Consider the following 9,034-nt stretch of genomic DNA (forward strand, 5'->3'; position numbering starts at 1 on the left):
GTCGGGGGATGCCGGAAAGTCACCTCGTGCCCGGCTACGAGTGACATCACTTCGGCGGGCCGGGAGTCTCCAGCCGGTCGAGCACCAGGAGTGCCGTCTCGGTCGGGGTGCGGCCCACCGGGACGCCGACGGCCTCCAGAGCCTCCTTCTTCGCCTGTGCCGTGCCCGACGAGCCGGAGACGATCGCACCGGCGTGCCCCATCGTCCTGCCCTCGGGTGCGGTGAACCCGGCGATGTAGCCGATCACGGGCTTGGTGACGTGCTCGCGGATGTACGCGGCGGCCCGTTCCTCGGCGTCGCCGCCGATCTCCCCGATCATCACGACCAGTTCGGTGTCCGGGTCGGCCTCGAAGGCAGCCAGGCAGTCGATGTGGCTGGTGCCGACGACGGGGTCGCCGCCGATGCCGACGCAGGTGGAGAAGCCGAGGTCGCGCAGCTCGTACATGAGCTGGTAGGTGAGCGTGCCCGACTTGGAGACGAGGCCGATACGGCCGGGCTTGGTGATGTCGGCGGGGATGATGCCCGCGTTCGACTGGCCGGGCGAGATCAGACCGGGGCAGTTGGGGCCGATGACGCGGGTGCCCTTTGCCTGCGCGTACGCGGTGAAGGTGACCGAGTCGTGGACGGGGATGCCCTCGGTGATGACGACGGCGAGTCCGATGCCGGCGTCGGCGGCTTCGATGACGGCGGCCTTGGCGAAGGCGGGCGGTACGAACACGACGGTGACGTCGGCGCCGGTCTCCTCGATGCCCTGGGGGACCGAGCCGAAGACGGGGACTGCGCGCTCGTCGAAGGCGACGGTGCGGCCCGCCTTGCGCGGGTTGACGCCGCCGACGACGTCCGTGCCGGCCGCGAGCATGCGGCGGGTGTGCTTCATACCCTCGCCGCCGGTCATGCCCTGGACGAGAACCTTGCTCTCCTTGGTCAGGAAGATGGCCATGTCACGTCTCCTCAGGCTGCGTTGGCGAGGTCGGCGGCCCGGCGCGCGGCACCGTCCATGGTGGTGGCCTGCTGGACGAGGGGGTGGTCGCGCTCGTCGAGGATCGCGCGCCCGCGGGCGGCGTTGTTGCCGTCGAGGCGGACGACCAGGGGTTTCGTCAGCTGGACGGTTTCCAGGGCCCGCACGATGCCGTCGGCGACCGCGTCGCACGCGGTGATGCCGCCGAAGACGTTGACGAAGACCGACTTCACGGCCGGGTCGGAGAGGATGACGGAGAGGCCGTCGGCCATGATCTGGGCGCTCGCCCCTCCCCCGATGTCGAGGAAGTTGGCCGGGCGGGCACCGCAGCCGGCGACCACGTCGAGGGTGGACATGACGAGTCCGGCGCCGTTGCCGATGATGCCGACCTCGCCGTCCAGTTTCACGTAGTTGAGGCCCTTGGAGGCGGCGGCCGCCTCCAAGGGGTCGTCGTGGCAGGTTCCGTCCTCCTCCCGACGGGCGTGCCGGAAGCGCGCGTTGTCGTCGAGGGTGACCTTGCCGTCGAGGGCGAGGATCTGCCCCTGGGCGGTGCGGACGAGCGGGTTCACCTCGACGAGTACGGCGTCCTCGCGGACCAGCACCTGCCAGAGCCGTACGAGGACGTCGACGGTCTGGGGTGGCAGTCCGGCGGACTCGGCGATGTGCGCGGCCTTCGCGGCGGTCACGCCCTCGGCTGGGTCGACGGGGATGCGCGCGACCGCCTCCGGCCGTGTCGCGGCCACGTCCTCGATCTCCATGCCGCCCTCGGCCGAGGCGATCGCGAGGAAGCGGCCGGCCGCGCGATCGAGGACATAGGAGATGTAGAACTCGCGCTCGATGTCGACGGGTTGGGCCAGCATCACCTTGCCGACCGGGTGGCCCTTGATGTCCATGCCGAGGATCCGGCGTGCCGTCAGTTCGGTGGCGGCGGGGTCGGCGGCGAGTTTCACTCCGCCCGCCTTGCCGCGGCCGCCGGTCTTCACCTGGGCCTTGACGACGACGCGTCCGCCGAGCCTGCGAGCGATCTCACGCGCCTCTTTGGGCGAGTCGGTGACCTCGGCCCGCGGCACCAAGATGCCGTGCTCCTCGAAGAGTTCCCTTGCCTGGTGTTCGAACAGGTCCATTCCGGCTCCTGACCACTGAGTCATCCGAGGGGCCATCACCAGGACCCCGAAAAGTGCCGCACGCCCCCTGGACACCACCCACCGGATGCGGGATAACAAGCTTCATACAGTATTCGTCGACTGTATGCAATCTACCGCGACGGCATCCATGACCAGCGCGTGAACGGCGTCTGAGCTGCGCGAACGCGCGCCCGATCCCCTACGAAGGGACAGGACTTCGCCATGCCCGACGACAACAGCCAGAACCTCATCTCCGGTGGGCACCTGGTCGCCAAGGCACTCAAAGCGGAGGGTGTGGAGGTCATCTACACCTTGTGCGGCGGCCACATCATCGACATCTACGACGGCTGCGTCGACGAAGGCATAGAGGTCGTCGACGTACGCCACGAGCAGGTCGCCGCACACGCCGCCGACGGCTACGCCCGCATCACCGGCAATCCCGGCTGCGCGGTCGTCACCGCGGGACCCGGTACGACCGACGCCGTGACGGGTGTCGCCAACGCCTTCCGCGCGGAGTCCCCGATGCTGCTGATCGGCGGTCAGGGGGCCCTTACCCAGCACAAGATGGGGTCCCTGCAGGACCTGCCGCACGTCGACATGATGGCGCCGATCACCAAGTTCGCGGCGACCGTGCCGGACACGGCACGCGCGGCGGACATGGTGTCGATGGCGTTCCGCGAGTGCTTCCACGGCGCACCGGGCCCCTCCTTCCTGGAGATCCCGCGCGACGTCCTGGACGCCAAGGTGCCCGTGGAGAAGGCGCGGGTGCCCAAGGCGGGCGCCTACCGTGCCTCCACGCGCTCGGCCGGCGACCCGGAGGCCATCGAGAAACTCGCCGACCTGCTCGTGCACGCCGAGAAGCCCGCCATCCTGCTGGGCAGCCAGGTGTGGACGACCCGTGGCACCGAGGCCGCCATCGATCTCGTACGCACCCTCAACGTCCCCGCCTACATGAACGGCGCCGGACGCGGCACCCTCCCGCCCGGGGACCCGCACCACTTCCAGCTCTCCCGCCGGTACGCGTTCTCGAACGCCGACGTCATCGTCATCGTCGGCACGCCCTTCGACTTCCGCATGGGCTACGGAAAGCGGCTGTCGCCGGACGCGACCGTCGTGCAGATCGACCTCGACTACCGGACCGTCGGCAAGAACCGCGACATCGACCTCGGGATCGTGGGCGACGCCGGACTGGTCCTGAAGGCGGTCACCGAGGCCGCCTCCGGGCGCCTCAACGGGGGCGCGTCGAAGCGCAAGGAGTGGCTCGACGAACTGCGCGCCGCCGAGCAGACCGCCATCGAGAAGCGGCTGCCCAGCCTGAAGTCGAACGCCTCACCGATCCACCCGTACCGGCTGGTCAGCGAGATCAACGACTTCCTCACCGAGGACTCGATCTACATCGGCGACGGCGGCGACATCGTCACCTTCTCCGGGCAGGTCGTGCAGCCCAAGTCACCCGGGCACTGGATGGACCCGGGCCCGCTGGGCACGCTCGGCGTGGGTGTCCCCTTCGTGCTCGCGGCCAAGCAGGCGCGCCCCGACAAGGAAGTGGTGGCCCTCTTCGGTGACGGCGCCTTCTCCCTCACCGGCTGGGACTTCGAGACCCTCGTCCGCTACAACCTCCCCTTCGTCGGCATCGTCGGCAACAACTCCTCCATGAACCAGATCCGCTACGGCCAGAAGGCCAAGTACGGCGAGGAACGCGAGCGGGTCGGCAACACCCTCGGCGACGTCCACTACGACAAGTTCGCCCAGATGCTGGGCGGCTACGGCGAGGAGGTCCGCGACCCCGCCGACATCGGCCCCGCGCTCCGGCGCGCCCGGGAGTCCGGGAAGCCGTCGCTGATCAACGTCTGGGTCGACCCGGACGCGTACGCCCCCGGAACCATGAACCAGACCATGTACAAGTGAGGTGGCCTTCATGACGCACACGCCGGCCAACACTCCGACCAAGGCTCTCGAAGGCATCCGCGTCCTCGACATGACACACGTCCAGTCCGGACCCTCCGCGACCCAGCTGCTCGCCTGGCTCGGCGCGGACGTCGTCAAACTGGAGGCGCCGACCGGTGACATCACGCGCAAGCAGCTGCGCGACCTCCCGGACGTGGACTCCCTCTACTTCACGATGCTCAACTGCAACAAGCGGAGCATCACGCTGAACACCAAGACCGAGCGCGGCAAGGAGCTCCTCACCGAGCTGATCCGGCGCTCCGACGTCATGGTCGAGAACTTCGGACCGGGCGCGGTCGACCGTATGGGCTTCACCTGGGACCGCATCCAGGAGATCAATCCGCGTATCGTCTATGCCTCCATCAAGGGGTTCGGCGAAGGCCCGTACACCAACTTCAAGGCGTACGAGGTCGTCGCGCAGGCCATGGGCGGGTCGATGTCGACCACCGGTTTCGAGGACGGGCCGCCGCTGGCGACGGGGGCCCAGATCGGGGACTCGGGCACGGGCATCCACGCCGTGGCGGGGATTCTCGCGGCGCTGTACCAGCGGGAGAACACCGGGCGCGGTCAGCGGGTCAACGTGGCCATGCAGCATGCCGTGCTCAACCTCTGTCGGGTGAAGCTGCGCGATCAGCAGCGCCTGGCCCACGGCCCGCTCGCTGAATATCCCAACGAGGACTTCGGCACGGAAGTTCCCCGCTCGGGAAACGCGTCCGGCGGCGGCCAGCCCGGCTGGGCGGTCAAGTGCGCTCCGGGCGGCCCCAACGACTACGTGTACGTGATCGTGCAGCCCGTCGGCTGGAAGCCGGTCAGCGAGCTCATCGGCCGGCCCGAGCTGGCCGACGACCCCGAGTGGGCCACACCCGAGGCACGTCTGCCCAAGCTGAACAAGATGTTCCAGCTGATCGAGGAGTGGTCGTCCACGCTCCCCAAGTGGGAGGTGCTGGAGAGGCTCAACGCCCACAACATCCCCTGCGGCCCGATCCTGTCCACCAAGGAGATCATCGAGGACCCGTCGCTGGTCGCCAACGAGATGGTCGTCAAGGTGCCGCACCCCGAGCGGGGCGAGTTCGTGACCGTGGGCAGCCCGCTGAAGCTCTCCGACTCCCCCGTGGACGTGACCGGTTCGCCGCTGCTCGGCGAGCACAACGAAGAGGTCTTCATCGGCGAGCTCGGCCTCGGCGACGAGGAGCTGCGCCTGCTCAAGTCGAACGGAGTGATCTGATTGATGGCCGAAGACCGGGTACTGAGGGTGCGCACGCTCCTCGACGCCGTACGGGCCGAGGGCCGCGGCGCGCTGACCGCGCCCGAGGGCAAGGTGGTCGCCGACGCGTACGGGATCGCCGTCCCCGGCGAGGAGTTGGCGACGGACGTCGACGAGGCGGTGGCGTACGCGGCGCGTTTCGGCGGACCGGTGGTCATGAAGATCGTCTCGCCCGACATCCTGCACAAGACCGACGCGGGCGGTGTGATCGTCGGGGTGGAGGGTTCCACCGACGTGCGGGCCGCCTTCCACAAGATCATCGAGAACGCGCGCGCGTACGACCCGCAGGCGCGCATCGAAGGCGTACAGGTGCAGGAGCTGCTCCCGCAGGGCCAGGAGGTCATCGTCGGAGCGGTCACTGATCCGACGTTCGGGAAGGTCGTGGCCTTCGGGCTCGGCGGCGTGCTGGTCGAGGTCCTCAAGGACGTGACGTTCCGGCTGGCTCCCGTGTCCCCGGACGACGCCCTGTCGATGCTGGACTCGATCCGTGCGGCGGAGGTCCTGCACGGAGTGCGCGGCGCGGCGGCCGTGGACCGGTGGGCGATCGCCGAGCAGATCCGCCGGGTCTCCGAACTCGTGGCGGACTTCCCGGAGATCGCCGAGGTGGACCTCAACCCCGTGATCGCCACGCCCGAGGGCGCGGTCGCGGCGGACATCCGCGTGATCCTCGCGGACTCGGTGCCGAAACCGCGGCGCACGTACACGCGCGCGGAGATCCTCTTTTCCATGCGCCGTCTGATGCAGCCCTCGTCGGTGGCCGTGATCGGCGCCTCCAACGAGCAGGGCAAGATCGGCAACTCGGTGATGCGCAACCTCGTCGACGGCGGGTTCTCCGGGGAGATCCATCCGGTGAACCCCAAGGCCGATGACATTCTGGGCCGCAAGGCGTACAAGAGTGTCACCGACGTTCCCGGCGAGGTGGATGTGGCGGTCTTCGCGATCCCCGCCAAGTTCGTGGCCGCGGCTCTGGAGGAGGTGGGACGCAAGGGCATCCCCAATGCCGTACTGATCCCCTCAGGTTTCGCGGAGACCGGCGAACACGCACTCCAGGCCGAGATCGTGGCGATCGCCGAGCGGCACGGCATCCGGCTGCTCGGGCCGAACATCTACGGCTACTACTCGACCTGGCAGGACCTGTGCGCCACGTTCTGCACGCCGTACGACGTCAAGGGCGGTGTGGCGCTGACCTCGCAGTCCGGTGGTATCGGGATGGCCATCCTGGGCTTCGCGCGCACCACGAAGACGGGCGTGTCGGCGATCGTCGGGCTGGGCAACAAGTCGGACCTCGACGAGGACGACCTGCTGACCTGGTTCGGGGAGGACCCGCGCACCGAGTGCATCGCCATGCACCTGGAGGACCTCAAGGACGGTCGCGCCTTCGTGGAGGCGGCGCGGGCGACCGTCCCGAAGAAGCCGGTCGTGGTCCTGAAGGCGGGCCGTACGGCGGCCGGCGCGAAGGCCGCGGGCTCGCACACGGGCGCGCTGGCCGGCGACGACGCCGTGTACGACGACATCCTGAAGCAGGCCGGGGTCATCCGGGCGCCCGGGCTGAACGACATGCTGGAGTACGCGCGCGCGTTGCCGGTGCTTCCGGCTCCGCGGGGCGACAACGTCGTGATCATCACGGGTGCGGGCGGCAGCGGTGTCCTGCTGTCGGACGCGGTGACCGACAACGGGCTGTCCCTGATGGAGATCCCGCCGGACCTGGACGCGTCCTTCAGGACGTTCATTCCGCCCTTCGGGGCCGCGGGCAACCCGGTGGACATCACCGGGGGTGAGCCGCCGTCGACGTACGAGGCGACGATCCGGCTGGGCCTGGAGGACCCGCGCGTCCACGCGCTCGTCCTCGGCTACTGGCACACCATCGTGACCCCTCCCATGGTCTTCGCCGAGCTCACCGCGCGCGTGGTGGCCGAATTCCGCGAGCGGGGCATCGAGAAGCCCGTGGTGGCGTCGCTCGCGGGCGATGTCGAGGTCGAGGCGGCGTGCCAGTACCTCTTCGAGCGAGGGGTCGTGGCGTACCCGTACACGACCGAGAAGCCGGTGGCGGTGCTCGGTGCGAAGTATCGCTGGGCTCGGGCCGCGGGGTTGCTGTGAGTGTTGCGGTGACGCACGACAGCCCGCTGGGCGCGGGCGGCGGGGCTGTTGGGGGGCGGTACATGAGGTGAGTGACGACGGGGGCGGCCGACGGTGCGCGTCTGCCGCCCCCAGGACCCGTGCGCACGCGAAAGGCATTGGACAGGGGGCGCTGGCCAGAACTTTCGACGCAAGGGGTGCGACAACGACATGACAACCACCGATCTCCCCACATCGGTTCCGTACCGAGAGGTGGCCGACGCGAACGGACGCGTCTACCGCATCGGTGAGACGGACATCGACATCATGGGCCGCAAGCGCAAGTGGATGGTCATCCTGCCCTGGGTCGGGATGATGGGCATCAGCTCGGCCGAATACGCGTTCGCGTCCGCCGAGGACACCTTGCACACGGCGCACAGCTGGAGCAGCGCGCACATCTTCTGGATGCTGGGCGTCTGGGTGTTCTTCCAGGCCGCGGTGGCCTTCCCCGCAGGGAAACTGCGGGAGAGCGGAAAACTCCCGGCCCGTTGGGCGATGATGCTCGGCGCGGTCGGCACGCTGCTGGGTTATCTCTCGCTGGCGTTCGCGCCGCACGTGGTCGTCGCGTACATCGGCTTCGGCATGTTCAGCGGCATGGGCGCGGGCATGGTCTACGCGACCTGCGTCAACATGGTCGCCAAGTGGTACCCGGAGCGCAAGGGCGGCAAAACGGGCTTCGTGAACGGCGGTTTCGCCTACGGCTCGGTGCCGTTCGTCTTCATCTTCACCGGCTACATGGACCTCACGAACTTCCGCTGGGTGCTCGTCTCGGTGGGCGTGTTCCTGGCGTCGGTCGTGGCGGTGGCGGGCTACTTCTTCCGGGATCCGCCGAAGAACTGGTGGCCCGCCGACGTCGACCCGCTGAAGAAGCCCACCGACGCCCGCGCCCGGCGCGCACTGGAGAAGAACCCGCCGGCCGTGCACCAGTACACCCCCAAGGAGGCGTGGAGGACCGGCCGTGTGGCTCTCATGTGGTTCTGTCTGCTGTGCACCTCGGGTGTCAACATCTTCGGTATCGCCTTCCAGGTGCCCTTCGGCGACGAGGCGGGCTTCGCGGGCGGCATCGTCGCGACCGCGATGTCGCTGAAGGCGATCGTGAACGGCACGGGCCGCGGTGTCATCGGCTGGCTGTCCGACCGTTACGGCCGCAAGCAGTGCCTGATCTTCGTCTGCGTCGTCCTCGGGCTGTCGCAGTACGGGATCCTGTTCTCCGGCAACATCGGCAACCTGCCGCTCTTCCTGCTGTTCTCCTCGATCTCCGGTTTCGGCGGAGGAGCCATCTTCCCGATGTTCGCCGCGATGACCGCCGACTACTTCGGCGAGAACAACAACGCCTCCAACTACGGCCTGGTGTACTCGTCCAAGCTGGTGTCCGGCCTGCTCGGTTCCGGCATGGGTGCGGTGGTGGTCGGCGCCTGGGACTACGCCGGAGCGTTCATTCTGGCCGGCTCGATCTCCCTCTTCGCCGGTTGTGTGGCCCTGTTCCTGCATCCGCCGGGACGCCCCAAGGCCAAGCGTGTGCAGCCGAATCCGCAGCCTCTGGGGGAGGAGATGGCCTGACAGCTGCCTCTTCGGCCCTCTTCGGAGGGGGTCGCACGCATGAGGCGGCCGTCCAGTGACCCGGGG

General features: G+C 68.7%; 6 protein-coding genes. 4 read left to right on the forward strand and 2 right to left on the reverse strand.

Features of this window, described 5'->3' with window-relative positions; translation table 11 throughout:
- Positions 1–46 precede the first annotated feature (46 nt).
- On the reverse strand, positions 47–940 hold the full coding sequence (gene sucD / locus FNH04_RS35325; RefSeq protein ID WP_152789935.1) for a succinate--CoA ligase subunit alpha: 894 nt from the start codon (positions 938–940) through the stop codon (positions 47–49).
- Between the two features lie 11 nt (positions 941–951).
- Entirely contained in the window at positions 952–2,082 is a 1,131-nt protein-coding gene (gene sucC / locus FNH04_RS35330; RefSeq protein ID WP_152789936.1) for an ADP-forming succinate--CoA ligase subunit beta, read from the reverse strand.
- A gap of 222 nt (positions 2,083–2,304) precedes the next feature.
- Here sucC and FNH04_RS35335 point away from each other — a divergent pair, with 222 nt between their 5' ends.
- The 4 genes from FNH04_RS35335 (at position 2,305) to FNH04_RS35350 (ending at position 8,968) form a co-directional block, all read left to right on the forward strand.
- The gene (locus tag FNH04_RS35335; RefSeq protein WP_152789937.1) at positions 2,305–3,990 is read left to right on the forward strand and encodes a thiamine pyrophosphate-binding protein; all 1,686 of its coding nucleotides are present in this window, start codon (positions 2,305–2,307) and stop codon (positions 3,988–3,990) included.
- Positions 3,991–4,000: 10 nt separating this feature from the next.
- Positions 4,001–5,254 (forward strand): formyl-CoA transferase, encoded by a 1,254-nt coding sequence (gene frc, locus FNH04_RS35340; protein ID WP_152789938.1) that lies wholly within the window; start codon positions 4,001–4,003, stop codon positions 5,252–5,254.
- 3 nt (positions 5,255–5,257) lie between these two features.
- Positions 5,258–7,390 (forward strand): acetate--CoA ligase family protein, encoded by a 2,133-nt coding sequence (locus FNH04_RS35345; protein WP_152789939.1) that lies wholly within the window; start codon positions 5,258–5,260, stop codon positions 7,388–7,390.
- Between the two features lie 189 nt (positions 7,391–7,579).
- Entirely contained in the window at positions 7,580–8,968 is a 1,389-nt protein-coding gene (locus FNH04_RS35350) for an OFA family MFS transporter (protein WP_152789940.1), read from the forward strand.
- Positions 8,969–9,034: the final 66 nt, after the last annotated feature.

The sequence above is a fragment of the Streptomyces phyllanthi genome (genome assembly GCF_009377205.1).
Classification (GTDB): Bacteria; Actinomycetota; Actinomycetes; order Streptomycetales; family Streptomycetaceae; genus Streptomyces; species Streptomyces phyllanthi.

Bases quoted from the DNA above. Each gene is read 5' to 3' on its own strand.
- sucD (WP_152789935.1), bottom strand. From the start codon at position 940: ATGGCCATCTTCCTGACCAAGGAGAGCAAGGTTCTCGTCCAGGGCATG.
- sucC (WP_152789936.1), bottom strand. From the start codon at position 2,082: ATGGACCTGTTCGAACACCAGGCAAGGGAACTCTTCGAGGAGCACGGC.
- FNH04_RS35335 (WP_152789937.1), top strand. From the start codon at position 2,305: ATGCCCGACGACAACAGCCAGAACCTCATCTCCGGTGGGCACCTGGTC.
- frc (WP_152789938.1), top strand. From the start codon at position 4,001: ATGACGCACACGCCGGCCAACACTCCGACCAAGGCTCTCGAAGGCATC.
- FNH04_RS35345 (WP_152789939.1), top strand. From the start codon at position 5,258: ATGGCCGAAGACCGGGTACTGAGGGTGCGCACGCTCCTCGACGCCGTA.
- FNH04_RS35350 (WP_152789940.1), top strand. From the start codon at position 7,580: ATGACAACCACCGATCTCCCCACATCGGTTCCGTACCGAGAGGTGGCC.